The sequence below is a fragment of the Pseudomonas sp. MPB26 genome (genome assembly GCF_046605355.1).
GTDB lineage: Bacteria > Pseudomonadota > Gammaproteobacteria > Pseudomonadales > Pseudomonadaceae > Aquipseudomonas > Aquipseudomonas cedrina.
Map to the genome: position 1 here is coordinate 2,226,244 of NZ_CP176793.1, position 23,299 is coordinate 2,249,542.

At 60.4% G+C, this 23,299-nt stretch carries 26 protein-coding genes and 1 other RNA gene; 16 read left to right on the forward strand and 11 right to left on the reverse strand.

Going from position 1 to position 23,299, the window contains the following annotated elements; genetic code table 11:
• Positions 1-377 precede the first annotated feature (377 nt).
• From ACLH0H_RS10205 to ACLH0H_RS10220, 4 genes are all read left to right on the forward strand, one after another.
• Entirely contained in the window at positions 378-1,031 is a 654-nt protein-coding gene (locus ACLH0H_RS10205) for a DUF1120 domain-containing protein (protein ID WP_411381908.1), read from the forward strand.
• A gap of 138 nt (positions 1,032-1,169) precedes the next feature.
• The gene (locus ACLH0H_RS10210; protein ID WP_411382394.1) at positions 1,170-1,862 is read left to right on the forward strand and encodes a fimbria/pilus chaperone family protein; all 693 of its coding nucleotides are present in this window, start codon (positions 1,170-1,172) and stop codon (positions 1,860-1,862) included.
• A 7-nt stretch (positions 1,863-1,869) separates the two neighbouring features.
• Entirely contained in the window at positions 1,870-4,392 is a 2,523-nt protein-coding gene (locus ACLH0H_RS10215; RefSeq protein WP_411381909.1) for a fimbria/pilus outer membrane usher protein, read from the forward strand.
• Between the two features lie 4 nt (positions 4,393-4,396).
• On the forward strand, positions 4,397-4,930 hold the full coding sequence (locus ACLH0H_RS10220; RefSeq protein ID WP_411382395.1) for a hypothetical protein: 534 nt from the start codon (positions 4,397-4,399) through the stop codon (positions 4,928-4,930).
• Here ACLH0H_RS10220 and ACLH0H_RS10225 read toward each other — a convergent pair.
• From ACLH0H_RS10225 to ACLH0H_RS10240, 4 genes are read right to left on the reverse strand one after another with little or no spacing between them, the layout of a single operon-like run.
• Positions 4,911-5,648, reverse strand: a complete 738-nt coding sequence (locus ACLH0H_RS10225) for an amino acid ABC transporter ATP-binding protein (RefSeq protein ID WP_307388303.1) — start codon at positions 5,646-5,648, stop codon at positions 4,911-4,913. The genes ACLH0H_RS10220 and ACLH0H_RS10225 overlap by 20 nt on opposite strands.
• A complete protein-coding gene (locus tag ACLH0H_RS10230; RefSeq protein WP_411381910.1) occupies positions 5,635-6,285 on the reverse strand; it encodes an amino acid ABC transporter permease in 651 nt (216 codons plus the stop codon). The genes ACLH0H_RS10225 and ACLH0H_RS10230 overlap by 14 nt, the downstream gene beginning before the upstream one ends.
• A complete protein-coding gene (locus ACLH0H_RS10235) occupies positions 6,285-6,950 on the reverse strand; it encodes an amino acid ABC transporter permease (protein WP_076951976.1) in 666 nt (221 codons plus the stop codon). The genes ACLH0H_RS10230 and ACLH0H_RS10235 overlap by 1 nt, the downstream gene beginning before the upstream one ends.
• An 18-nt stretch (positions 6,951-6,968) precedes the next feature.
• Entirely contained in the window at positions 6,969-7,754 is a 786-nt protein-coding gene (locus ACLH0H_RS10240) for a transporter substrate-binding domain-containing protein (RefSeq protein ID WP_411381911.1), read from the reverse strand.
• Between the two features lie 262 nt (positions 7,755-8,016).
• Here ACLH0H_RS10240 and ACLH0H_RS10245 point away from each other — a divergent pair, with 262 nt between their 5' ends.
• From ACLH0H_RS10245 to ACLH0H_RS10270, 6 genes are all read left to right on the forward strand, one after another.
• A complete protein-coding gene (locus ACLH0H_RS10245; protein WP_076951974.1) occupies positions 8,017-8,712 on the forward strand; it encodes a FadR/GntR family transcriptional regulator in 696 nt (231 codons plus the stop codon).
• Positions 8,713-8,833: 121 nt separating this feature from the next.
• On the forward strand, positions 8,834-9,163 hold the full coding sequence (trxA, locus tag ACLH0H_RS10250; RefSeq protein ID WP_003213989.1) for a thioredoxin TrxA: 330 nt from the start codon (positions 8,834-8,836) through the stop codon (positions 9,161-9,163).
• Positions 9,164-9,396: 233 nt separating this feature from the next.
• The gene (gene rho, locus ACLH0H_RS10255; RefSeq protein ID WP_003176825.1) at positions 9,397-10,656 is read left to right on the forward strand and encodes a transcription termination factor Rho; all 1,260 of its coding nucleotides are present in this window, start codon (positions 9,397-9,399) and stop codon (positions 10,654-10,656) included.
• A gap of 158 nt (positions 10,657-10,814) precedes the next feature.
• A complete protein-coding gene (gene ubiD / locus ACLH0H_RS10260; RefSeq protein WP_017530862.1) occupies positions 10,815-12,281 on the forward strand; it encodes a 4-hydroxy-3-polyprenylbenzoate decarboxylase in 1,467 nt (488 codons plus the stop codon).
• Positions 12,281-13,249, forward strand: a complete 969-nt coding sequence (locus ACLH0H_RS10265; RefSeq protein ID WP_307388308.1) for a CDP-6-deoxy-delta-3,4-glucoseen reductase — start codon at positions 12,281-12,283, stop codon at positions 13,247-13,249. Before ubiD ends, ACLH0H_RS10265 begins: the two co-directional genes overlap by 1 nt.
• Before the next feature lie 306 nt (positions 13,250-13,555).
• Complete coding sequence (locus tag ACLH0H_RS10270; RefSeq protein ID WP_411381912.1) at positions 13,556-14,221, forward strand: gamma-glutamylcyclotransferase; 666 nt, start codon at positions 13,556-13,558, stop codon at positions 14,219-14,221.
• Here ACLH0H_RS10270 and glpT read toward each other — a convergent pair.
• Positions 14,205-15,542, reverse strand: a complete 1,338-nt coding sequence (glpT, locus tag ACLH0H_RS10275) for a glycerol-3-phosphate transporter (RefSeq protein WP_411381913.1) — start codon at positions 15,540-15,542, stop codon at positions 14,205-14,207. The two genes, ACLH0H_RS10270 and glpT, sit on opposite strands and share 17 nt — an antisense overlap.
• Positions 15,543-15,832: 290 nt before the next feature.
• Positions 15,833-16,810, reverse strand: coding sequence for an NADPH:quinone oxidoreductase family protein (locus tag ACLH0H_RS10280; RefSeq protein WP_411381914.1), 978 nt, complete (start codon positions 16,808-16,810; stop codon positions 15,833-15,835).
• Between the two features lie 150 nt (positions 16,811-16,960).
• Here ACLH0H_RS10280 and ACLH0H_RS10285 point away from each other — a divergent pair, with 150 nt between their 5' ends.
• Positions 16,961-17,368 (forward strand): flagellar basal body-associated protein FliL, encoded by a 408-nt coding sequence (locus tag ACLH0H_RS10285; RefSeq protein ID WP_411381915.1) that lies wholly within the window; start codon positions 16,961-16,963, stop codon positions 17,366-17,368.
• Positions 17,369-17,372: 4 nt separating this feature from the next.
• Here the strand turns inward: ACLH0H_RS10285 and ACLH0H_RS10290 are convergent, their stop codons facing one another.
• Positions 17,373-17,822 carry an EVE domain-containing protein gene (locus ACLH0H_RS10290; protein ID WP_411381916.1) on the reverse strand — a complete coding sequence of 150 codons (450 nt, stop codon included), beginning with the start codon at positions 17,820-17,822 and terminating at the stop codon, positions 17,373-17,375.
• Between the two features lie 195 nt (positions 17,823-18,017).
• On the opposite strand from ACLH0H_RS10290, the gene ACLH0H_RS10295 reads away from it, so the two are divergent.
• Entirely contained in the window at positions 18,018-18,164 is a 147-nt protein-coding gene (locus tag ACLH0H_RS10295) for a hypothetical protein (protein WP_005792392.1), read from the forward strand.
• A gap of 7 nt (positions 18,165-18,171) precedes the next feature.
• Here the strand turns inward: ACLH0H_RS10295 and ACLH0H_RS10300 are convergent, their stop codons facing one another.
• The 4 genes from ACLH0H_RS10300 to ACLH0H_RS10315 all read right to left on the reverse strand — a co-directional run bounded on the left by ACLH0H_RS10300 (position 18,172) and on the right by ACLH0H_RS10315 (position 19,590).
• A complete protein-coding gene (locus tag ACLH0H_RS10300) occupies positions 18,172-18,801 on the reverse strand; it encodes a 5-formyltetrahydrofolate cyclo-ligase (RefSeq protein WP_411381917.1) in 630 nt (209 codons plus the stop codon).
• A 56-nt stretch (positions 18,802-18,857) separates the two neighbouring features.
• A non-coding RNA gene (gene ssrS, locus ACLH0H_RS10305) (6S RNA) lies at positions 18,858-19,036 on the reverse strand.
• Positions 19,037-19,066: 30 nt separating this feature from the next.
• Positions 19,067-19,384 carry a cell division protein ZapA gene (locus tag ACLH0H_RS10310; RefSeq protein ID WP_411381918.1) on the reverse strand — a complete coding sequence of 106 codons (318 nt, stop codon included), beginning with the start codon at positions 19,382-19,384 and terminating at the stop codon, positions 19,067-19,069.
• On the reverse strand, positions 19,381-19,590 hold the full coding sequence (locus ACLH0H_RS10315; protein WP_007982902.1) for a TIGR02449 family protein: 210 nt from the start codon (positions 19,588-19,590) through the stop codon (positions 19,381-19,383). Before ACLH0H_RS10315 ends, ACLH0H_RS10310 begins: the two co-directional genes overlap by 4 nt.
• A gap of 138 nt (positions 19,591-19,728) precedes the next feature.
• Here ACLH0H_RS10315 and ACLH0H_RS10320 point away from each other — a divergent pair, with 138 nt between their 5' ends.
• From ACLH0H_RS10320 to ACLH0H_RS10335, 4 genes are read left to right on the forward strand one after another with little or no spacing between them, the layout of a single operon-like run.
• The gene (locus ACLH0H_RS10320) at positions 19,729-20,286 is read left to right on the forward strand and encodes a YecA family protein (RefSeq protein WP_076951965.1); all 558 of its coding nucleotides are present in this window, start codon (positions 19,729-19,731) and stop codon (positions 20,284-20,286) included.
• A gap of 20 nt (positions 20,287-20,306) precedes the next feature.
• Complete coding sequence (gene pepP, locus ACLH0H_RS10325; RefSeq protein ID WP_411381919.1) at positions 20,307-21,629, forward strand: Xaa-Pro aminopeptidase; 1,323 nt, start codon at positions 20,307-20,309, stop codon at positions 21,627-21,629.
• Positions 21,626-22,813, forward strand: a complete 1,188-nt coding sequence (ubiH, locus tag ACLH0H_RS10330) for a 2-octaprenyl-6-methoxyphenyl hydroxylase (protein ID WP_411381920.1) — start codon at positions 21,626-21,628, stop codon at positions 22,811-22,813. The genes pepP and ubiH overlap by 4 nt, the downstream gene beginning before the upstream one ends.
• Positions 22,806-23,291: a DUF4442 domain-containing protein gene (locus ACLH0H_RS10335; protein ID WP_411381921.1), complete on the forward strand. Its 486-nt coding sequence runs from the start codon at positions 22,806-22,808 to the stop codon at positions 23,289-23,291. The genes ubiH and ACLH0H_RS10335 overlap by 8 nt, the downstream gene beginning before the upstream one ends.
• Positions 23,292-23,299: the final 8 nt, after the last annotated feature.

The following is a 23,299-nucleotide window of genomic DNA, read 5'->3' on the forward strand; positions in this document are numbered from 1 at the left end:
AGCAATTCTTGTGGGAAATGTAAGGGGGCGTTCCAAACTTTCTGCGAATGAGGTTTTGGAATTGTAGGAGCTATTAACCTCTTACTGTAATTATGCCGCTTGTGACTTTGCCTACAAGGACGCGGGTAATAACTTATTAGTTTCGTACTTGGGCCTACCCAATGAGTAGGCTTGGCTCACTAATAATTTTTACGGCTCCCACAATTCCTATCGTGTTCTCTGATTTTTTAATGAGGTACCAAAGCGACAGACTGTCACTCGGCAATTTGCCGTGGTGTTATTTATTTATGGTCGATTATTACAAGGAAGAATAATTGCTGGGTGATGGAAGCCCGGCCATCGTAAAAACACCTCCCATTCCAGATGACAGGTTAAACATGAAGAAAAATATGCTTGGTTTGACAATAGGTACTCTTTGTCTGGTAGCGAGTATCGGTGCTCATGCAACAACGGCCGCCGAGCTTATAGTCCGCGGGACTATCAAGCCGCTGGCTTGCAACCTGAGCCTCGCCGGTGGCGGCATCGTCGATTACCAGGTCATTCCCTCCGGTAGTTTGTCTGCAATGCAGTTCAATCCTCTCGCGCCGAAATCCGTGAGCCTGGCCGTCAGTTGCGGCCAAACGCCAGCGAAGTTCGGCCTGGCGCTGACTGATCTGCAATCGGGCAGCAAGGTTCCGGGAATTCTCGGTACCGGATTCACCGAAGCGCAGAACTACGGCCTGGGCCTTGTCAGCGGCAAACGTACTGGCGGCTACTCGGTCACCCTCAAGGATCTACGCTCATCCACCGGGAGCCTCAGCCCGCTCATGCGTGTGGGAACCACCGGTTCCTGGCAGTCCAGTGACGGCAAGGTCGCTCAAAAGCCTAGTCAGTATTCGTGGCGCAACGGAACCAGCCTGGTACCCGCGTCCATCACCCAACTCAATGGCACGCTTGAAGTGAAAGCCGTTATCAACCGCACTCAGGACCTGGACCTGACCCGCGATGTAACGTTGGATGGTCGCGCCACGCTGGAATTGACTTACATCTAAATGCGTCATCAACAGCCGACATTAATGCAAAGGCAGCTCCATGTCTCTGTTAAGTGTCGGTTGTTTTACGTGGGCGTTTGTTAATTGTTGGCTTTATAGCTGTGGGTAAACTCGGTGAATGGTCTATCAACAAGAGTGATGTCGTTGCTGCGATTGATAAGTTTGGGTTTTTGCTTATGTGGTATCGCAGTAGCCGACGGAATGCAGCCTGAAACAACAGTTGTGATTCTGAATGAAGAAGATGGCGAGGCAACGCTTAATATTAAAAATACCGACCCTGGGCCGGCATTGCTTCATTCGGTCATAGAAAGCATACCGGAGGACCCGGAACCTTTATTGATCGTCACGCCGCCTATTACCCGGGTCGAAGCGGGCGACACCCAACTTGTGCGTTTCATCAGTACGGTGAAGGCCCCGCTCAAGACCCAGCGCCTCAAGCGGGTCTCATTTGAAGGCATCCCCCAGGCGCGCACGCCCGGCGGTGCGACCATTGGTATCACCCTGCGGCAGAACCTGCCATTGATCCTGCATCCAAAGGGGCTACCCAGGCACGATGCGCCCTGGCAATTGCTGACATGGAAGCGTGAAGGGGGGCAATTAAGGGTTCGCAACGACAGCGCCTACGTCGTGCGCATGTCGCTGGAAGTGCAACTGCATCCGCAGGCACAGGCGGGAACGTTGCCGCGCACTTACATCCTGCCGGGTGAAGTGCTGACAGTCGCGTCGGCGGGCTCAATGGAAGGCGTGGTTGCGGTGGAGTTCCAACCGGCCACGGTCTATGGGTTCACGGTGGAAAGCTACCGCGCCCCTGTTGTGGCTGGCGCGGATTGACTGACCTATGAAAAAGATCAGGCATCCAAGTCGCGCCGCCAAACGCGCGGCCAGTAACGGCTTGCAGGCGCGCTCCAAGGTCCTGCTGGGCCTGGCGACGCTGTGTGGCTTGCCAGGTTCCAGCGCGGCTGTGGGCCTGGGAGAAGGCTTTGACCTGGCCGCGTTGACATCGCTTGGCATTGATCCCCAGGTGTCCGAGTACTTTCGCAGCGCGGCACGCTTTCGCGAAGGCGTGCACGTGGTCGGGCTACGCGTCAATGGCACCCCGCTGGGGTTGGTTGATGCACGTTTCGATTACCAGGGCCAGCTGTGCTTCACCCCGGCATTGCTGGCCAAGGCCGGTCTGGTGACGCCGTCCAGGGTGCTGCGCGAAGGCATCAACCCCGACCAGACCTGCCATGATTTCGTTGGGCAATACCCGGCGACCATGGTGCGCCTGCGTCCCAGCAGTGATGAGGTGACCCTGGTGGTGCCAACCCAGTCGCTGCGGGCGCCGGAGTGGGAGGCCGGGAATTTTTCCCAGGGCGGCGCGGCGGCTATCTTCAATTACACCGTGTTGGGTTACGACACCCACTCGCGAAATGGGCCGAGTCGCTTTGTATCGGCTTATACCGAGGCAGGGTTCAACCTGGGTAACTGGATTGTCCGCAGCCGTCAGTTTTATGTTTCCGACAATGGCAGGGCGCGGACCGAGCAGGTGGATGCCTACGCCCAGCGTGATATTGCGGCGTTGCAGTCGACCTTCCAGGCGGGGCAGATTTCCAGCAACAACCCGATATTTGGCGGTGTTCAACTGACCGGCTTGCAGTTCTTCCCGGATGGCCAGCAACGCGGGGGAGCGGGCAACAGTGAGGTCGTGGTTGAAGGCCTGGCCCAAAGCCAGTCACGGGTCGAAGTGCGCCAGTCGGGCGCGTTGATCCATTCCACGCTGGTACCCGAAGGGCCATTCAGGCTGACCGGTCTACCGTTGCTCAACAGCACCAGCGACCTGGATGTGAGCGTGATTGATGTGCAAGGTGCAAAGCGCAGTTTCGTTGTGCCCGCTGCGTCTTTTCGCGGCGGGGTTCCCGTAACGCCGGGCTACTACTTTTCTTTCGGTAAGGTGCGCGAGACGTCCACCGACAGCCGGGAGCCGGACTCGCCCGTGGTCGCCATGGGCAGCGGAACCTGGGGCCTGGGACAGCGCTCATCGGTGGGTTTCGGGCTGCTCGGTACTGACGAGTATCAATCGGCAGGCGGTACCCTGAGCAGCGTGTTTTTTCATCAGGTTACAGCGGACTTACGCCATAACCTGTCCCGTGATGGGATCGACGGGGTTGGCGGCGCGCGCAGCACGCTGTCGCTGGGCAGCCCCCTGTTTGCCAACCTCGACATGAACCTGAGCGCCTCGACTCAGAATAAAGGCTATCGGGAAGTGCTGGACGCAGGCCAGGCCTCACGGGGACACGACCTCGATGCGCGTTTCAAGCGCCAGTACACGGCGGGGCTGAACTGGGCGGATCCGTTCATGGGGGGCTTTTCCCTCAGTTTCACCCGTAGCTCGCAATTTGACGGGCGATCCACCGATCACCTCTTTGCGTCATGGAACAAATCGTTCAATGGCGTTGACGTGGCGTTGATCGCGGACGCACAGGTCGGTGGGTCCAGGCCTCGACGCCTGGACCGGACAGCGGGAGGGCGCCGCGACGAAAGGCTGGACGAGGACACCTCCCTCAGGCTGCAGGTCACCCTGCCCCTGGGCGGTGATCGCCGCGTGAGCGCCTACGTCAGCCGCCGAGGCGATCGCCTGGACGCGGGTACCGCCCTCAGCGAGCGGGTCAACGACTATGTGGACTATGAAGTCGGCGTTGATCGAGACGTGAACGAGCGGGAGCAGCGCGTGCGCGGCCGCGTAGACCTGTTGCCGCTGTATACCCGCGTCAGCCTGGGCGTCAGCCGTGATTCCTCGAACACCCACTATTCCGGTCAGTTGCAAGGCGGCATCGTGGCCCATGAGCATGGGGTGACATTCTCGCCGTACGCGGTGCAGGACACCTTCGGCATCGTCTCGGTTGGCGATATCAGCGGGGCGAAGGTTTCGACGCCCCAAGGGCCGGTATGGACCGACTTCAGTGGCCAGGCGGTCATTCCCGGGCTGCAGGCCTACGGCAATAACCATTTGCAGGTACAGACCCAGTCATTGCCCAAACGCGTCGATCTGAAGAACGGCACCAAGGTGCTCGCGGCTGGCCGTGGTTCAGTCAATATCCTCAACTTTGATGTGCTGAAGGTTCGTCGTCTGTTGCTTGAAGCCCAGGACGAACAGGGCCGTCCCTTGCCTCAAGGGGCCGCGGTGTTTGGCCAGGACAACAACTTTGTGACGAGCGTGGTGGGCGAAGGCATGATTTTTCTCAGCAACATCGATGGGCAGCAAACCCTGAGGGTTTCCTTGCCGGACTCGGCGTCCTGCCTGCTGCACATCAACCCTGAACAAGAGCCTGACGATGACCAATTTTACGAAACTGCGCCGGTGGTATGCCATGCTCGCTGAGCGGATGAGCGGCCCGCTTGTCTGCGGCCTGTGCCTGGTGTGGGTTGCCCTCATGGCAAGCCAGGCGCGTGCCGATGACTGCCGGATGACCCTGAGCGAGCCGAGGGTCGACTACGGGGTGATTCGCCCCGCGCAAGCGTCAGCCGGAAGGGATGCCGTGCGACTCGATACGCAGCGTACGCTGCACTTGAGTGTGCTTTGCGCAAACCCCGCCGCGATGGTGCTGCGCTTCAGCGGTGCAGCGGCCGATGCGCAAGACTTTCAGTTTGGGCGGCTAGGGCGTTTCACCTTGAGCCTGAAGCAGGCTCAGGTCGATGGTCGGCCGGTCACCTGGCAGCCCGACGAAGCTGCCGGCGGGCGGCTGCTCCCCGGTCGTGCGTTGTATGCGAGCGTAGCCGGTGTTCCCGTCACGGGCCTTCGGTTGACAGCCCAGGTGGAGATCGACGTTCAACTGCCGGCCGACGCCCTTGCGGTGCGCCGGGAGACGTTGCTGGAAGGGCGCGGCCGGTTTGAGCTGGTCAGTCCGGCTGTTCCGTAGAACCAATGAAATTGGCCAGTTCGGCGGTTTGCGGGTGCGCGAACAGGCGTTTCGGGTCGCCCACTTCATGCACCTTGCCCTGGTGCATGAACACCAGTTTATCGCCGACTTCCCGGGCAAAGCGCATTTCGTGGGTCACCATGATCAGGGTCATGCCGTCCTTGGCCAGTTGGCGCACCACGCTGAGCACCTCATTGACCAGTTCCGGGTCGAGGGCGGAGGTGATTTCATCGCACAGCAGCACCTTCGGTGACATCGCCAGGGCCCGAGCAATCGCCACACGTTGCTGCTGGCCGCCGGACAAGCGATCGGGAAAGGCGTCGAACTTTTCCCCCAGCCCGACGCGTTCCAGCATTTGCCTGGCCAATTGGGCGGCCTTGGCCTTGGGCACTTTCTGTACTACCTGCGGCGCGAGCATGACGTTTTCACCCACGGTCAAATGGGGGAACAGGTTGAATTGCTGGAACACCATGCCGACTTTCTGTCGCAGGCTGCGCAGGTCGGCGCGGGCGGCGTCGAGGTACTCGCCATCAACTTCGATCACGCCGTCGTTGATGGATTCCAGGCCGTTGAGGGTCCGCAGCAACGTGGATTTGCCCGAGCCGCTGCGGCCGATGATCGCCACCACCTGGCCTTCTTCAACCGTCAGGTCGATGCCCTTGAGTACGTGGTGATCGCCGTAATACTTATGCAGGGCGGAAATTCTAAGCAGAGGCATGCAGTCTCCTTTCCAAGTAGCGCGCACTGAGGGACAAGGGGTAGCAGAGCAAAAAGTAACCAAGCGCCACCAGGCCGTAGACCATGAAGGGCTCGAACGTCGCGTTGGCGAGCATGCCGCCGGTCTTGGTCAGTTCGGTGAAGCCGATGATCGAGGTCACGGCGGTGCCTTTGACCACCTGCACCGAGAACCCCACGGTCGGCGCCACGGCTATTCGCAGGGCCTGGGGCAGGATCACGTAGCGCAGTTGCTCAAGGGGGTTCAGCGCCAGGCTGGCGGAGGCTTCCCATTGCCCGTGGGCGATGGAGTCCACGCAGCCGCGCCAGATTTCGGCGAGGTAGGCGCTGGTAAACAGGGTCAGGGCGATCGCCGCTGCCAGCCACGGCGAGATATCCACACCCAGCAGGGCAACGCCGAAGAACACCAGGAACAGCTGCATCAGCAGCGGCGTACCTTGGAACAGTTCGATATAGGTACGCGCAACGTTGCGTGGGAGGGCCTTGCTGCTGATGCGCAGGACCATCACCAGCAAACCGATCAGGCCCCCGCCGACAAACGCCACCAGCGACAGCAACAGCGTCCATTGCAGGCCCGTGAGCAGGTTGCGCACGATGTCCCAGAACGAGAAATCACTCATCAGCTGTTCCTCATCACAAACCGTCGACCGATCCAATTGAGCAATTGGCGAATCATCAGCGCCATGCACAGGTACACCAGGGTGGTCAGGGCATAGGTCTCGAATGCGCGGAAGTTGCGCGACTGAATGAAGTTGGCGGCAAAGCTCAGCTCTTCGGTGGCGATCTGCGAACACACCGCCGAACCGAGCATCACGATGATGATCTGGCTGCTCAGCGCCGGCCATACCTTGCCCAGTGCCGGCAGCAGCACCACGTGACGGAACGCTTCGAAGCGGGTCATCGCCAGCGCGGCGGCGGCTTCCAGTTGCCCTTTGGGGATAGCCTGGATGCCGGCGCGGATGATCTCGGTGGAGTAGGCACCCAGGTTGATCACCATCGCCAGTACGGCGGCCTGCCACTCGGTGATCTTCAGCCCCAGGGACGGCAGGCCGAAAAAGATGAAAAACAACTGCACCAGGAACGGCGTGTTGCGGATCAACTCGACATACACCCCGAAGAACCAGGCGAACGGCTGGATTTTCCACGCCCGCACCACGGCGCCGACGGTACCCAGCGCCACGCCGAGGATGGCGCCGATGGCCGTCAGCTCAAGGGTGAACAGCGCGCCGCGCAACAGCAGGTCGGTATTGGCCAGCACCGGCACAAAGTCAAATTGATACGCCATGAGTCAGGCTCCGTCGCTTCAGAGGTCTGCGGGCAGCGGCTCTTTGAGCCATTGCATAGCGTTCTTTTCCAGACTGCCGTCGGCCTTGGCCGCGACCAGAATGCTGTTGACCTTTTCCAGCAGTGCCGGCTCGTTCTTGTTCACGCCCACGTACACCGGCGAGTCCTTGAGCTTCACTTTCAGCGCCGGCACGCGTTTGGGGTTGCGCTCGCTGATCGCCACCATCACCACGTTGCCGCTGGCGATCAGGTCGACCTGGCCGGCCAGGTAGGCGGCGATGGTCGAGTTGTTGTCTTCGAAGCGTTTGATCGTGGCTTCCTTGGGCGCCACGGCGGTCAGTTCGATGTCTTCGATCGCGCCACGGGTCACGCTGATGGTCTTGCCCTTGAGGTCGTCGAGGGTGGCGATGGCCACGTCAGGCGGACCGAACACGGCCAGGTAGAACGGCGCATACGCCTTGGAGAAGTCGATGACCTTTTCCCGCTCGGGGTTCTTGCCCAGGCTGGAGATCACCAGGTCGACCTTGCCGGTGGTGAGGAATGGGATGCGGTTGGTGCTGTTGACCGGGGTCAGTTCCAACTTGACCTTGAGCTGGTCGGCCAGCAGCTTGGCGGTGTCGATGTCCAGGCCGCGCGGCTTCATGTCCGGGCCGACCGAGCCGAACGGCGGAAAGTCCTGAGGCACGGCGACCTTGAGGGTGCCACGCGCGGCGATGTCGTCCAGACCGTTGGCCTGGGCGGGTGCCTGGCTCAGCATCAGGCTGGCAAACAAGGCTGTGAGCAGGGCGCTGTAGCGCTTGGTCATGGCAACTCTCCGAAAAGGGCGAAAGAATTTTCTGAATGGGTGCATGCGTGATTGCACAGCCCATGCCATCACTCCTGGGAACGTCTGCAGGCCAGGCATTTAATGGGTCGTGGTGGTCTTACTGGTCTGAACAGTAGCGATTCTTTTCGCACCCTTTTCGAGCACCCTGAAAACCGCGCGAGCCCCTTTGGGGCGTGGCTTGCCGCCGGCCGAGAATAGCTTTACAACTAGCCGTTCAGTTGACTGCAATCTTGAGTTTTTTATGAATTCCATCGCCCAAGCCGTACCGGAAGCGGCCTTGCAGGCCATCCGTAAACTGATCAAGCAGCAAGGTTTCGGGCCGGGCGATGCGTTGCCGTCCCAGCGCGATCTGGCGGTGCAGTTAGGCGTGAGCCGTGCGTCGTTGCGCGAAGCGTTGTCGTCCCTGAGTGCGCTGGGCGTGGTCAGTGTGCAGCCGGGCAAGGGCGTGTTCGTGCAGGCCGCCGAGGAATCGCCGGGGTTTGTCTGGCCCTTCGCGGCGCAGGCCACGCCGCTGGATATCTTCCAGTTGCGTTATGCCCTCGAGGGGTTTGCGGCGGGGTTGGCGGCGGTGACGCTGAGCATCGATGAGCTGGACCGCCTGGAAGATAACGTCGAGGCCATGCGCAAAATGCTCAAGGCCGGCGACTTCGAAGCGGCGGCGCGGCTGGACTTCGAATTCCACCAGCGCATCCTCCTGGCCAGCGGTAACCAGGCGATGGTCAGTATCCTGAGCGCGAGTGCCGAGGTGTTCCTGGAGAGCCAGAAACTACCGTTCATCCGGCCGGAGCGGGCCATGGAAACCTGGCAGGAGCATCGCAGAATCCTGCGCGCCCTGGCCCGGCGCGCGAGTGCGACGGCGCAGAAAACCATGCAGGAACATGTACGTAATGCAGCATTGCGTACGGGTATCGCGTTTGTGACTCCCGTGTCGCCCTGAGTCGGGCCATACCCTGACTCATGCACCACCATAGCAAGACTCAATCAGAGGCGGCTTCCTGAACGGGGGAAGGGCGGCTATGATGGGTCACGTTTTTTTTGCTTACAATCCGGAGACATCCATGAGCAACGATCTTATCAAGCACGTCACCGACGCGACCTTTGAGGCCGAAGTACTCAAGGCTCAAGGCCCGGTGCTGGTTGACTACTGGGCTGAATGGTGCGGCCCTTGCAAAATGATCGCTCCAGTCCTGGACGACATTGCAACCACCTACGAAGGCAAGCTGACCATTGCCAAGCTGAACATCGACGACAACCAGGAAACCCCTGCCAAACACGGCGTGCGTGGTATTCCTACACTGATGCTGTTCAAGAACGGCAACGTCGAAGCCACTAAAGTGGGCGCGCTGTCGAAGTCTCAGTTGCAAGCTTTCCTCGACGCCAACATCTAAGTGTCGTGAAAAAGGCCCCGCAAATCGCGGGGCTTTTTCGTTACACAGGGCTAGACGCTCCGAAACTCAGGTGGTACATTCGGCCCCGCACTGGTTTCTCCATTGCCCCCTGCAAGCCGTCGCCGACGCATTCCTTTTCGATAGTACGCGATCCTGTCGCCTTCTCTGCGGCGCGGCCTCATTAAGCCAAAAGCTTAATTTCCCCCCTCCATAAATGATTACGTCATTCCTATATGAATCTGACTGAACTCAAGCAAAAGCCGATTACCGACCTGCTCCAGCTGGCCGAAGAAATGGGCATAGAAAATATGGCCCGTTCGCGCAAGCAGGACGTGATTTTCTCCCTGCTCAAGAAGCACGCGAAAAGCGGCGAGGAAATCTCCGGTGATGGCGTGCTGGAGATTCTCCAGGACGGCTTCGGCTTTCTCCGCTCCGCAGACGCCTCCTATCTTGCCGGCCCAGACGATATCTATGTCTCGCCGAGCCAGATCCGTCGCTTCAACTTGCGCACCGGTGACACTATCGTTGGCAAGATCCGTCCACCGAAGGAAGGCGAGCGTTATTTCGCCCTGCTCAAGGTCGACACGATCAACTTCGATCGTCCCGAGAACGCGAAAAACAAGATTCTCTTCGAGAACCTGACGCCGCTGTTCCCGACCGTGCGCATGAAGATGGAAGCCGGCAACGGTTCCACCGAAGACTTGACCGGTCGTGTGATCGACCTGTGCGCTCCGATCGGCAAGGGCCAGCGTGGCCTGATCGTCGCACCGCCGAAAGCCGGTAAAACGATCATGCTGCAGAACATTGCAGCCAACATCGCGCGTAACAATCCTGAAGTTCACCTGATCGTGCTGCTGATCGACGAGCGTCCGGAAGAAGTGACCGAAATGCAGCGCACCGTGCGCGGTGAAGTGGTTGCCTCGACGTTCGATGAGCCGCCAACCCGCCACGTGCAGGTTGCCGAAATGGTGATCGAGAAGGCCAAGCGCCTGGTCGAACACAAGAAGGACGTGGTGATCCTGCTCGACTCCATCACCCGTCTGGCGCGTGCCTACAACACCGTGATCCCGAGCTCCGGCAAGGTATTGACCGGTGGTGTCGATGCCCACGCCCTGGAGAAGCCGAAGCGTTTCTTCGGCGCCGCGCGTAACATCGAAGAAGGCGGCTCGCTGACCATCATCGCCACCGCGCTGGTTGAAACCGGCTCGAAGATGGACGAAGTGATCTACGAGGAGTTCAAGGGTACCGGCAACATGGAACTGCCCCTGGACCGTCGAATCGCGGAAAAACGCGTCTTCCCGGCGATCAACATCAACCGTTCCGGCACCCGCCGCGAAGAGTTGCTGACCGCCGACGACGAACTGCAGCGCATGTGGATCCTGCGCAAGCTGCTGCACCCGATGGATGAAGTCGCTGCCATCGAGTTCCTGATCGACAAGCTGAAAACCACCAAGACCAACGACGAGTTCTTCTTGTCGATGAAACGTAAGTAATACGACGTTTCAGGTCCAAAAGAATGGCGCCCTCAGGGGCGCCATTTTTTTTCGCGTCGGTTTTTTAAGCGCCCTATGTCTCCAAATGCACCGCGACAGGCTGCCAGCCGCGGTCATAGCAGGTAGGATGTACGTCTATTTTACGGGTGGCATGGTTAATGAAATTCAAGGATCTTCGGGATTTCGTGCAGCAACTTGAGCAGCGCGGAGAGTTGAAACGTATCCAGATGCCGATCTCGCCGGTGCTGGAAATGACTGAGATTTGCGACCGCACCCTGCGCAACAAGGGGCCGGCGCTGCTGTTCGAAAACCCGACCGGCTATGACATCCCGGTGCTCGGTAACCTGTTCGGCACTCCCGATCGGGTCGCCTTTGGCATGGGCGCCGAGTCGGTCAGCGAGCTGCGCGAGATCGGCAAGCTGCTGGCCTTCCTCAAGGAACCCGAGCCGCCCAAGGGGCTCAAGGATGCCTGGTCGAAGCTGCCGATCTTCCGCAAGATCATTGCCATGGCCCCCAAAGTGGTCAAGGACGCGGTGTGCCAGGAAGTGGTCATCGAAGGCGATGACGTCGACCTGGCCATGCTGCCGGTGCAGACCTGTTGGCCCGGCGACGTCGGCCCTCTGATCACCTGGGGCCTGACGGTCACCAAGGGTCCGAACAAGGACCGCCAGAACCTCGGTATCTACCGCCAGCAAGTGATCGGCCGCAACAAGGTGATCATGCGTTGGCTGAGCCACCGTGGTGGCGCTTTGGACTACCGTGAGTGGTGCGAAAAACACCCTGGCAAACCGTTTCCGGTTTCCGTGGCCCTGGGCGCCGACCCGGCCACCATCCTCGGCGCTGTCACGCCAGTGCCGGACAGCTTGTCCGAATACGCCTTCGCCGGTCTGCTGCGCGGTAACCGCACCGAGCTGGTGAAGTGCCGTGGCAACGATCTGCAGGTGCCGGCCACCGCCGAGATCATCCTGGAAGGGGTGATTCATCCCGGCGAAATGGCTGATGAAGGCCCGTACGGCGACCATACCGGTTACTACAACGAAGTCGACAGCTTCCCGGTGTTTACCGTCGAGCGCATCACCCACCGGATCAAGCCGATTTATCACAGCACCTACACCGGTCGTCCGCCAGATGAGCCGGCGATCCTGGGCGTGGCGCTCAACGAAGTATTCGTGCCGATCCTGCAGAAGCAATTCCCGGAGATCACCGACTTCTACCTGCCGCCGGAAGGCTGCTCGTACCGCATGGCCATCGTCACCATGAAGAAGTCGTACCCAGGCCATGCCAAGCGGGTAATGCTCGGCGTGTGGTCGTTTTTGCGACAGTTCATGTACACCAAGTTCGTTATTGTCACCGACGATGACATCAATGCCCGCGACTGGAACGACGTGATCTGGGCCATCACCACGCGCATGGACCCCAAGCGCGACACGGTGATGATCGACAACACACCAATCGACTACCTCGACTTCGCCTCGCCGGTGTCGGGCCTGGGTTCGAAGATGGGCCTGGACGCCACCCACAAATGGCCGGGTGAAACCACCCGTGAATGGGGCCGGGTGATCGTCAAGGATGAAGCCGTCACCGCCCGTGTCGATGCGATCTGGAAAGAATTGGGAATAGATTGATGCGTGTAACCCTGCAACCTTCCGGCGCCGTGCTGGAGCTGGTCCCCGGCGAGCGAATCCTCGAGGGCGCGCGTCGCCTGGGCTACGAATGCCCCCAGGCCTGTCGCAATGGCGTGTGCCACGTATGCGCCGCGCTGCTGGTGGAGGGGCGGGTGCGGCAAGGCGGCGAAGTGCGTGATCATGGCGAGTTCTACACCTGTATCGCCGAGCCGCTGGAAGACTGCATTGTGTTGTGGGATGGCGTGCTGGCGCCGGGAGAATTGCCGTTGCGCAAGTTGTCGTGCCAATTGAGTGAATGCGTGGAAGTCGGCGGTGATGTGTGGCGCGTGCGCCTGCTCGCTCCGGCCGGTAAAGCGGTGCGGTACCACGCCGGGCAATACCTGATGATAGAACGGGAGAATGGCGAGAAATCGGCATTCTCCCTGGCGTCGGCGCCTCACGCCGGGCGCGAGTTGGAGCTACACGTGCTGGTGCGTGAAGACAGTGCGCGCACTTTGCTGGAGCAACTGCAACGCAACCGGATGGCCCGTGTCGAGCTGCCGTTCGGCGACACCCACCTGGCCGAGTTGCCGGATGGGCCGTTGGTGTTGATCGCCGCCGGTACGGGCATGGCGCAGATGCACAGCCTGATCGAGCATTGCCGCGCCAGCGGCTTCAAGCACCCGGTGCACCTGTACTGGGGCGTGCGTCGCCCGGATGATTTCTACCAGATCGAACACTGGGACCAGTGGCTGCAATTGCCCAACCTGTTCCTGCACAAAGTCGTCAGCGATGTGTGCGGCTGGGAAGGGCGCTGCGGGTTGCTGCATGAAGCGGTGTGCGAAGACATCGCCGACCTCAAGTCGGTGCATGTCTATGCCAGCGGTTCGCCGGCAATGATCTACGGCACCCTGGACGCCCTGGTCGACGCCGGCATGGATGCGCACCAGATGCGTGCGGATGTGTTCGCCTACGCCCCCAGGCCCTGACTCGACCGCATAAATAACGGGTCTACGCCGATCAAACTGTGGGAGCGGGCTTGCTCGCGAAAGCGGTGTATCAGTACCAGATATACTGACTGACCCACCGCTTTCGCGAGCAAGTCGAATCGTCGCACCGCCGCTCCCACATTGGGATCTGCGCCTGGCTTATATCCGCCCTTATTCGCTTACGGTATTTAGCCACTCAGCCAAATGTCCTTAAGCTATATCTGAAATGGCCAGCTTATTGCTGCTGGTTTGACTACGATAAAGTTTGCTTACACGGGTAACACAGGAGGCGTACCGCTTTTCGCCATGACCGCCATTGAAACCGATCTTCTGCAATTGGCTTACCCTCCGCGCCTCGATCTGGGGCCGCAACTCACGCACGAACAATTGATGAGCTCGATGCAAGCTACCATGGCTCGGCATAAGGGTGGGCCGGTCTGGCTATTTGCGTATGGTTCACTGATCTGGCGCCCCGAATGTTCGTCAACCGAGCGGGTGCGGGCGCGGGTTCATGGCTATCACCGGGGGCTTTACCTGTGGTCCCATGAGCATCGGGGCACGCCGGAAATTCCGGGTCTGGTCTTCGGCCTGGATCGCGGCGGCTCGTGTAGTGGGTTTGCCTATCGTTTGCCTGAAGACCAGTTGGAAGCGTCGCTCTACGCATTGTGGCAGCGCGAGATGCCGTATCCGTCCTACCGGCCGCACTGGCTCAGTTGCCGTCTGGAAGATGGCACTACGGTGCAGGCGTTGGGGTTTGTATTAGAGCGGCACTTGCCCAGCTACGCCGGTAACTTACCCGATATAGTGCTCAATCATGTGTTGCAAAGTGCTTGCGGGCGTTACGGTACTACCCGCGATTATGTCGAGCAGACCGTCAACGCCCTGCGTAGCCACGCCATGCCAGATAAAAACCTGGAGGCGCGGCTCAAGCGTTGTGCAAAGGGTTGCGCAGGGGTTAACGCGCCGAGCTGACGCTGTTGGTGTGCCACAGCGTTGGGATCAGGAAAGCGATTGCCAGTACGCATGCACCAATCAGCAGCACAAAGCCGCCGTCCCAGCCGAAATGGTCCACTGTGTAGCCCATGGCCGCACTGGCTGCCACAGAGCCGCCCAGGTAACCAAACAAGCCGGTGAACCCCGCGGCAGTGCCGGCGGCTTTCTTCGGCGCCAGCTCCAGCGCTTGCAGGCCGATCAGCATCACCGGGCCGTAGATCAGGAAGCCGATGGAAACCAGCGCGATCATGTCGACCATCGGGTTGCCCGGCGGGTTGAGCCAGTACACCAGCGTCGCCACGGTCACCAGCGCCATGAACACGATGCCGGTCAGGCCACGGTTGCCACGGAAGATCTTGTCCGACATCCAGCCGCATAGCAGCGTGCCCGGGATACCTGCCCATTCATAAAAGAAGTAAGCCCAGGACGACTTGTCGACCGTGAAGTGCTTGGCTTCTTTCAAGTAGGTCGGTGCCCAGTCCAGCACGCCGTAGCGCAGCAGGTAGACGAACACGTTGGCGAAAGCGATGTACCACAGCATTTTGTTGCACAGCACGTATTTGACGAAGATTTCCTTGGCGCTGAATTCGTCTTCGTGGCTGGCGTCGTAGCCTTCCGGGTAATCGTTCTTGTACTTTTCGATCGGCGGCAGGCCGACCGATTGCGGGGTGTCGCGCATTGTGATGAAGGCAAACGCCGCCACTGCCAGCGCCACCGTGGCCGGCACGTAGAACGCGGCATGCCAGTCGTTGAACCAGGCCATGCCCAGCAGGAACAGCGGGCCGATCAGGCCGCCGCCGACGTTGTGCGCCACGTTCCACACCGACACCACGCCGCCGCGTTCTTTCTGCGACCACCAGTGCACCATGGTTCGCCCGCTCGGCGGCCAGCCCATGCCTTGGGCCCAGCCGTTGATAAACAGCAAAATGAACATCATGGTCACGCTGGACGTCGCCCAAGGTGCGAAACCGAAAATGAACATCACCCCGGCGGACACCAGCAGGCCGAAGGGCAGGAAGTAGCGTGGGTTGGAGCGGTCGGATACCAGGCCCATGAGGAACTTGGACAGGCCGTAGGCAATCGCGATGGCCGACATCGCCAGGCCCAGTTCGCCGCGGGTGTACCCTTCGTCGATCAGGTAGGGCATGGCCAGGGAGAAGTTCTTGCGCAGCAGGTAGTATCCGGCGTAACCGAAGAAGATACCCGCGAAGATCTGCCAGCGCAGGCGTCTGTAGGTGCTGTCTATTTTTTCTTCAGGCAGGGGCGCCTGGTGGGCGGCAGGACGAAAGAAAGCAAACATTCAAGAGCTCCAGATTTCTTGTTTTGACTGCGGATGCGAATGTTACAGTTTCGTTACCGAAAATAGCATCGCCTCTTATCTGCAAACACAGGAAATGAGCGCAATTGCATGTTCTTTAATGAACATGTCGCGGATAGATAGGTGTTGGTCGTTATTAAGTTTCTCAGGATGCTGGAGATCCAAATGTGGGAGCGGGCTTGCTCGCGAATGCGGAGTGTCAGCCAATACATAGGTAACTGATCCACCGCTTTCGCGAGCAAGCCCGCTCCCACAGGTGATTGCATTTCAAGTCAGCGGATCTGGACGACCACCTTACCGACAGCCTTGCGCTGTCCCAGGTCATTGATCGCCAGGGCCGCCTGCTCCAGCGGATACACCTGCGACACCAGCGGCTTGAGCTTGCCGTCGGCATACCAGCCAAACAACTGCTGAAAATTCGCCGCATTGTCCTGCGGCTGACGCTGGGCAAACGATCCCCAGAACACCCCAACCACCGCCGCGCCCTTGAGCAGCGCCAGGTTCACCGGCAGTTCGGGAATGCGCCCGCTGGCAAACCCCACCACCAGCAGGCGGCCGTTCCAGGCGATGGCGCGCACGGCCTGGTCAAACAGGTCGCCGCCCACCGGATCGTAGATCACATCGGCGCCGTTGCCGTCGGTGAGGCGCTTGATCTCGTCTTTCAGGCTGGCTTCGCTGTAGTTGATCAGCTCATCCGCGCCGGCGGCTTTGGCCACGGCGAGTTTGTCGGCGCTGCTGGCGGCGGCAATCACTCGCGCGCCCATGGCTTTGCCGATTTCCACCGCGGCCAGGCCCACGCCACCGGAGGCGCCGAGTACCAGCAGGGTTTCGCCGGGTTGAAGGTTGGCCCGCTGTTTCAGCGCGTGCATGGACGTGCCGTAGGTCATGCTGAATGCGGCTGCGGTATTGAAGTCCATGCTCGGCGGGATCGGCAGCACGTTGTAGCCCGGCACCGCCACTTGCTCGGCAAAGCTGCCCCAACCGGTCAGTGCCATGACCCGGTCACCGGCTTTCAGGTGGCTGACCTTCTCCCCTACTTCACTGACCACGCCTGCCGCTTCGCCACCCGGTGAAAACGGAAAGGGCGGCTTAAACTGGTACTTGCCCTCGATAATCAAGGTGTCCGGGAAGTTGACGCCGGCGGCATGCACGTCCAGCAGGATTTCGTTCTTCTTGATCGTAGGGCTCGCGATCTCTTCCAGCACCAGGGTTTCGGCGGGGCCGAAGGCTTTGCACAGCACAGCTTTCATCGGACTATTCCTTTTGGCGTCGTGGCCGATAAGTGTAGGAGGGTCCGCTCGTGGGTCAACGAGCATGCCCAGGCCTGATAAGTCGCCATAAGCTTGTACTCAGCCTTGCTAGCGTTATGCTACCTGGCAACCGAATGTGAGGAATGAACTGTGAAAGCGTGGATCCTGTTGATGCTGGCCCTGACCTTGCCGATGGCGGCCCAGGCCGAAGAAGCCAAAGAAGGCGAGGCGCCGAAGGTCAGCTATATCAGCCTGAGCCCGCCGTTCGTGGGTAACTACGGCCTCGATGGCACGGCAAAACTCAAGGTGTTCAAGGCCGACATCGCCCTGCGTGTGACCGGCACCGAAGCGGCCGCCGCGGTCAAGGCCAACGACGCGTTGATCCGCAACCAACTGGTGGCGCTGTTCACCCAACAGACCAGCGACGCGATGAGCACTGTGGAAGGCAAAGAGAAACTGCGTCAGGAAGCCCTGAAGCAGACCCAGCAAGTGATGAATGATGAGACTGGCAAGCCGGTGGTGGAAGACCTGCTGTTCAACAACCTGATCATTCAATAGCGATTCAGCGCAACGCCATCACCGCGGCCCATTGTTCGGCGGTGATAGGCATAACCGATAGCCGGCTGCCTTTTTGCACCAGAGGCATCTCGGCGAGTGCAGTTTGCTGCTTCAGGTAACCCAGGCCCAGCACCTTTGGGAAGGTCTGCACGTGCGCGACGTTGATCGCACTCCACGGGTTCTTTTCCGATGTGGCCTTGGCGTCGAAGTAATGGCTGTCCGGTTCAAGGGCGGTGGGATCCGGATAGGCCGCCTCGATGATTTTGCCGATGCCGGCAATACCTGGCTCGGGGCAGCTGGAATGGTAGAAGAAAAATTCGTCCCCCACCGCCATGGCCCGTAGAAAGTTGCGCGCCTGATAATTGCGCACTCCGTCCCAGCGGGCTTCGCCGAGCTTTTCAAGGTCGTTGATCGAGAGCTCGTCGGGCTCGGATTTCATCAGCCAGTAGGCCATTTTCGGGCTCCTGAAAAAGGCAGTGGGCAAGTTGTCGGGCAATATGATGACAAACCGACAGTCGGTTGGCGCCAAGGTTTGCGTGTTGGTTCACGTTACCGCAGAATGCCCGCTTTTAAAGCTTGACGCAGCTGCAACGGACTACATTGGAACGTTGTTGTCATCGTGTACGAGGTGCCTGAAGGGGGGCAATCGATGCAACGTAAACCGGATTTACTATGGATTTTGGTTATTTTGTTTGGTCTGGGCGTCGTGACCACCGGGTATGCGCAAAGCTTGTGGTCCAACAAGGCCGATGCGCCTGTAGAACTGTCACCCGTGCAACAGCAATTCAAGCGCTGACACGGCTTCAAGGCGCCGCTGATTCCAGTGGCGTTTCTGCGACATACCACTGCTTATCCGTGACGGTGCCAGCCAGCGGCACATCCCAACTTGCCTGTACCAATCGTTCGACCTTCTGACATTCATGGGCCAGGCCCAGCAGCGTCGGCTTGCGCCAGCTGCGGCGGCGCGCCAGGTAAGCCAGGCTGCGATCGTAAAACCCGCCGCCCATGCCCAGCCGTCCACCGGCATCGTCGAACCCCACCAACGGCAGCAGCACCAGATCCAGCGCCCACACCTTGCGTTGGCGGCTGATATTCACCCGAGGCTCCAGGATGCGAAAGCGGTTGGGCAGCAGCTTTTCCCCAGGCCTTACGCGTTGGAACACCATCTTGGTCCGTGGCCAGGCGCTGAGTACCGGCAGGTAGGTGGCCTTGCCACGACGCTGGGCGGCGCGCAGCAGCAGGCGCGGATCGATTTCACCGTCCGTCGGCAGATACAAGGAAATATGTTTGGCCCGGCGAAACAGCGGGTGCTGTGCCAGTTGCCGATACAGGCCTTGGGCGGCCTTGCGTTGCTCGCTCGGCGTGAGGGCGCGGCGGGCGTTGCGCAACATGCGTCGAAGTTGCGGACGGGAGAGCGGCGCAGGTTCGGTCATGGTTTTGGCTCATAAAACAATGCCAGTCCGAGGACTGGCATTGAGTTTGGGAATTCAGGCTCCCCGACAGAACCGCTGTCGACTTAGCCCTTGAACCCGAAAGTTCAAGGTGGAAGAAGCAGTAGGCTTTAAGGCTTTCCGTCTAGCGGACATGCACACCAGCCCAACGTGCAACTTCCAGGGTAGTGCGAATCGGCTCCGGGACATCGCCGACTGGCAAGCACGCCAGGGAGTGAGGCGAGTATACCTTAAACAGTCGCGGCAATCAGCCCTTGGGTGTGTCCGAATCGCTGGAAAGCACCAGATCAACCCGCTCGAGCAGGTCACGCACTTGCTCGCGTGTCGAGCCGCTGGCCTGCACGTCAGGGCGTTCCTGCTTATGCAGCAGGTCGTGGGTAATATTCAGTGCGGCCATCACGGCGATGCGGTCGGCGCCGATTACTTTGCCGCTGCTGCGGATTTCACGCATCTTGCCATCCAGGTAGCGGGCGGCGCTCACCAGGTTGCTGCGCTCTTCCTGGGGGCAGATGATCGAATACTCTTTATCGAGGATCTGCACGGTGACGCTATTGCTTGAACTCATGAGTCTTGCTCCAGGGCCTTCAGGCGCGAAATCATCGATTCGACCTTACGCCGGGCGATTTCGTTTTTTTCAATGAGGTGAGCGCGTTCCTCGCGCCAGGTCTTTTCCTGAGCTAATAGGAGTCCGTTTTGACTCTTTAGTTGCTCGACCCGGGTAATTAGCAATTCGAGTCTGGCCATCAGCGCTTGCAGGTCGGTGTCTTCCATTGGGTTCCACTGGATTTGTCTGATGAATGGCAACTGCAGGATAAACGATCTGACGCCCTTGATAGTCTTGGTACGTCTGCCGGTGCTAGGATACAGCGCTCCATTCTAGACATTGCGCCGTCTGGCGCCTAGCTCACCATGCCTATTCAGAACTCCCCGTACGACGCTTTTTCCAAACTGCTGAGCACCAGCGGCCACCCTTGCTCGCCTGCCGAACTGCACGGCGTGTTGCTGGGCCGCAGCTGCACCGGCGTTGGCTTTGATGCCGACAATTGGCTGGCCGACGTGGCCGAGCTGCTGGAGACCGAACCCACCGAAAACGTGCGTAATGCGCTGATCGGCCTGCAGGAAATGGTCAAAGGCGAGCTCACAGGTGATGACGTCACCGTGGTCCTGCTGCTGCCCACCGACGACGCCCCGCTCACCGAGCGTGCCGCGGCCCTGGGCCAATGGTGCCAAGGCTTCCTCCACGGTTTTGGCGTCAACGCCGGCGGCCTGGAACTGAGCACCGACGCCAAGGAAGTGTTGCAGGACTTGGCCGCCATCTCTCAGGTGCAGGATGCCCTGGAAGAATCCGAAGACGGCGAAGGCGACTACATGGAAGTGATGGAATACCTGCGCGTCGCGCCGTTGCTGCTGTTCACCGAGACCCGCAAGTCCGCTGAACCTGCTGCGCCCAAGCCGTCGCTGCACTGAAAAAGGAAGCCCGTCTGCCCATGATCCATATCCCCAGAGCGGAATACACGCGGCGCCGCAAGGCGCTGATGGCGCAGATGGAACCCAACAGCATCGCGATCCTGCCGGCCGCCGCCGTGGCGATCCGCAACCGTGATGTCGAGCATGTGTACCGCCAGGACAGCGATTTCCAGTACCTGAGCGGTTTCCCCGAGCCCTCGGCGGTGATCGTGCTGATGCCCGGTCGCCAGCACGGCGAGTACGTGCTGTTCTGTCGCGAGCGCAATGCCGAGCGCGAATTGTGGGACGGCCTGCGCGCCGGCACCGAAGGCGCAGTGCGTGACTTTGGCGCGGATGATGCCTTTCCCATCACCGATATCGACGACATCCTGCCCGGCCTGATCGAAGGCCGCGACCGGGTGTATTCGGCCATGGGCAGCAACGCGGAATTCGACCGGCACCTGATGGAGTGGATCAATGTGATCCGCTCCAAAGCGCACCTGGGCGCGCAGCCGCCCAACGAATTCGTTGCCCTGGATCATCTGCTCCACGACATGCGCCTGTATAAATCAGCGGCGGAACTGAAGGTGATGCGCGAGGCCGCGCGGATCTCCTGCGCCGCCCATGTACGCGCGATGCAGGCCAGCCGCGCCGGTTTGCACGAATTCAGCCTGGAAGCCGAGCTGGATTACGAGTTCCGTAAAGGCGGCGCTAAAATGCCGGCCTATGGCTCCATCGTCGCCGCCGGGCGCAACAGCTGCATCCTGCATTACCAGCGCAATGACGCGCTGCTCAAGGACGGTGACCTGGTGCTGATCGACGCCGGTTGCGAAATCGACTGTTACGCCAGCGACATCACTCGCACCTGGCCGGTGAATGGCAAATTTTCGCCCGAACAGAAGGCGATCTATGAAATCGTGCTGGCTTCCCAGGAAGCCGCCTTCGCCCAGATCGGCCCCGGCAAGCACTGGAACCAGGCCCATGAAGCGACCGTGCAAGTCATCACCGCCGGGTTGGTGAGACTTGGTCTGCTGCAAGGTGACGTTGATGAGCTGGTCGCCAGCGAAGCCTATAAAACCTTCTATATGCACCGCGCCGGTCACTGGCTGGGCATGGACGTGCATGATGTGGGCGACTACAAAGTGGGCGGTGAATGGCGTGTGCTGGAAGTCGGCATGGCATTGACCGTGGAGCCGGGGATCTACATCTCGCCGGACAACCTGAACGTGGCAAAGAAATGGCGTGGCATTGGCGTACGCATCGAGGACGACGTGGTGGTGACCAAGCAAGGCTGTGAAATCCTGACCGGCGGCGTGCCCAAGACCGTCGCCGAGATCGAAGCACTGATGGCGGCTGCCCGATGAGCCGGGTCAACCTGGCGATCATCGGTGGCGGCCTGGTGGGCGCCAGCCTGGCGCTGGCGTTGCAGGCCGGGGCGAAGGCGCGGGGCTGGAAAATCATGCTGATCGAACCCTTTGCACCGGGCGACAGCTACCAGCCGAGCTACGATGCGCGTTCTTCGGCGCTGTCCTTTGGTGCCCGGCAGATCTATCAGCGCCTGGGCCTGTGGCAGGATATTTCCCGCCGCGCCGAGCCGATCAAGCAAATCCACGTGTCCGACCGTGGACGTTTCTCCACCGCGCGTCTGTCTGCCCTGGAAGAGGGCGTGCCGGCCCTCGGTTATGTAGTGGAAAACGCCTGGCTGGGCCAATGCCTGTGGCAAGGCCTGGACAGGGATGTGGTCAGTTGGCGCTGCCCGGCGGAAGTCACGCGCATGGAGCCGCTGCCGGATGGCTACCGCCTCACGCTCAACGATGAAACCGTGCTGGACTGCGACCTCGCGGTGCTGGCCGACGGCGGCCGCTCCGGCCTGCGCGAACAACTGGGCATCGGCGTGAAGACCCGCCCCTATAACCAGAGCGCGTTGATCGCCAACATCACCCCGAGCGAAGCCCATAACGGCGAAGCGTTCGAGCGTTTCACCGAAGAGGGCCCGATGGCGCTGCTGCCGCTGCCGGACAACCGCTGCGCGCTGGTGTGGACGCGCATCGGCATGGACGCCCAGCGCCTGGCCAACCTGGATGAACGTAGCTTCTTGAAGGAATTGCAGGACGTGTTCGGTTACCGCCTCGGCACCCTGAAGCAAGTCGGCGCCCGTCACTTGTATCCGCTGACCTTGGTGGAAGCCGAGGAGCAAGTGCGCTCGCACCTGGCGATCCTGGGCAACGCGGCCCATAGCCTGCACCCGATTGCCGGGCAGGGCTTCAATTTGTCCCTGCGCGATGCGAATGCCTTGGCCGAAGCCTTGTTGGCCGGGCCGACGGTGCCCGGCGACCTGGCGACCTTGCAGGCCTATCGGGAGCGCCAGCGCATGGATCAAAAACTGACCGTGGGGTTTTCCGACCAGGTCACGCGCCTGTTCGGCAGTGCGCAACCGTTGGTCGCGATGGGCCGCAACATGGGCCTGCTGGGCCTGGACCTGCTGCCGCCGGCCAAACGCTGGTTCGCTCGTCAGGCCATGGGCCTGGGCACGCGTCCCGATGCGTAAGTGGCTGATCGAGCGCCTGGGCAAGGCGCGGTTGTTGCGTTGGGTCATGACCCTGTACCCGCCGTACCTGGGCGCGGGGGTCAGCGTGCAGCACATGAGCGCCGACTTTCGCCACGTCAAGGTGCGTATGGGCCTGGGCTGGTACAACCGCAATTATGTCGGCACGCAGTTCGGTGGCAGCCTGTATTCAATGGTCGACCCGTTCTACATGCTGATGCTGATGGAGAACCTGGGCCGCGACTACATCGTGTGGGACAAGGCGGCGAGTATCGACTTCATCTCGCCGGGCAAGGGCCCGGTGTTCGCCGAATTTTCCATCGACGAGGCCTTGCTCGATGAGGTGCGTCGGCAGACCGAAGGGGGCGACAAATATTTGCCTCATCTTGAGGTCCAGATCCATGACGGCTCCGGCACCTTGGTGGCGCGGGTCGACAAAACCCTTTACGTGCGGCGCAAGCCGCCAGTGAGACAGGCTTAAAAGCATGG

What these genes read in the sequence shown, in the direction of transcription:
- ACLH0H_RS10205 (WP_411381908.1), top strand. Translation starts at nt 378, where the DNA reads ATGAAGAAAAATATGCTTGGTTTGACAATAGGTACTCTTTGTCTGGTA.
- ACLH0H_RS10210 (WP_411382394.1), top strand. Translation starts at nt 1,170, where the DNA reads ATGTCGTTGCTGCGATTGATAAGTTTGGGTTTTTGCTTATGTGGTATC.
- ACLH0H_RS10215 (WP_411381909.1), top strand. Translation starts at nt 1,870, where the DNA reads ATGAAAAAGATCAGGCATCCAAGTCGCGCCGCCAAACGCGCGGCCAGT.
- ACLH0H_RS10220 (WP_411382395.1), top strand. Translation starts at nt 4,397, where the DNA reads ATGAGCGGCCCGCTTGTCTGCGGCCTGTGCCTGGTGTGGGTTGCCCTC.
- ACLH0H_RS10225 (WP_307388303.1), bottom strand. Translation starts at nt 5,648, where the DNA reads ATGCCTCTGCTTAGAATTTCCGCCCTGCATAAGTATTACGGCGATCAC.
- ACLH0H_RS10230 (WP_411381910.1), bottom strand. Translation starts at nt 6,285, where the DNA reads ATGAGTGATTTCTCGTTCTGGGACATCGTGCGCAACCTGCTCACGGGC.
- ACLH0H_RS10235 (WP_076951976.1), bottom strand. Translation starts at nt 6,950, where the DNA reads ATGGCGTATCAATTTGACTTTGTGCCGGTGCTGGCCAATACCGACCTG.
- ACLH0H_RS10240 (WP_411381911.1), bottom strand. Translation starts at nt 7,754, where the DNA reads ATGACCAAGCGCTACAGCGCCCTGCTCACAGCCTTGTTTGCCAGCCTG.
- ACLH0H_RS10245 (WP_076951974.1), top strand. Translation starts at nt 8,017, where the DNA reads ATGAATTCCATCGCCCAAGCCGTACCGGAAGCGGCCTTGCAGGCCATC.
- trxA (WP_003213989.1), top strand. Translation starts at nt 8,834, where the DNA reads ATGAGCAACGATCTTATCAAGCACGTCACCGACGCGACCTTTGAGGCC.
- rho (WP_003176825.1), top strand. Translation starts at nt 9,397, where the DNA reads ATGAATCTGACTGAACTCAAGCAAAAGCCGATTACCGACCTGCTCCAG.
- ubiD (WP_017530862.1), top strand. Translation starts at nt 10,815, where the DNA reads ATGAAATTCAAGGATCTTCGGGATTTCGTGCAGCAACTTGAGCAGCGC.
- ACLH0H_RS10265 (WP_307388308.1), top strand. Translation starts at nt 12,281, where the DNA reads ATGCGTGTAACCCTGCAACCTTCCGGCGCCGTGCTGGAGCTGGTCCCC.
- ACLH0H_RS10270 (WP_411381912.1), top strand. Translation starts at nt 13,556, where the DNA reads ATGACCGCCATTGAAACCGATCTTCTGCAATTGGCTTACCCTCCGCGC.
- glpT (WP_411381913.1), bottom strand. Translation starts at nt 15,542, where the DNA reads ATGTTTGCTTTCTTTCGTCCTGCCGCCCACCAGGCGCCCCTGCCTGAA.
- ACLH0H_RS10280 (WP_411381914.1), bottom strand. Translation starts at nt 16,810, where the DNA reads ATGAAAGCTGTGCTGTGCAAAGCCTTCGGCCCCGCCGAAACCCTGGTG.
- ACLH0H_RS10290 (WP_411381916.1), bottom strand. Translation starts at nt 17,822, where the DNA reads ATGGCCTACTGGCTGATGAAATCCGAGCCCGACGAGCTCTCGATCAAC.
- ACLH0H_RS10295 (WP_005792392.1), top strand. Translation starts at nt 18,018, where the DNA reads ATGCAACGTAAACCGGATTTACTATGGATTTTGGTTATTTTGTTTGGT.
- ACLH0H_RS10300 (WP_411381917.1), bottom strand. Translation starts at nt 18,801, where the DNA reads ATGACCGAACCTGCGCCGCTCTCCCGTCCGCAACTTCGACGCATGTTG.
- ACLH0H_RS10310 (WP_411381918.1), bottom strand. Translation starts at nt 19,384, where the DNA reads ATGAGTTCAAGCAATAGCGTCACCGTGCAGATCCTCGATAAAGAGTAT.
- ACLH0H_RS10315 (WP_007982902.1), bottom strand. Translation starts at nt 19,590, where the DNA reads ATGGAAGACACCGACCTGCAAGCGCTGATGGCCAGACTCGAATTGCTA.
- ACLH0H_RS10320 (WP_076951965.1), top strand. Translation starts at nt 19,729, where the DNA reads ATGCCTATTCAGAACTCCCCGTACGACGCTTTTTCCAAACTGCTGAGC.
- pepP (WP_411381919.1), top strand. Translation starts at nt 20,307, where the DNA reads ATGATCCATATCCCCAGAGCGGAATACACGCGGCGCCGCAAGGCGCTG.
- ubiH (WP_411381920.1), top strand. Translation starts at nt 21,626, where the DNA reads ATGAGCCGGGTCAACCTGGCGATCATCGGTGGCGGCCTGGTGGGCGCC.
- ACLH0H_RS10335 (WP_411381921.1), top strand. Translation starts at nt 22,806, where the DNA reads ATGCGTAAGTGGCTGATCGAGCGCCTGGGCAAGGCGCGGTTGTTGCGT.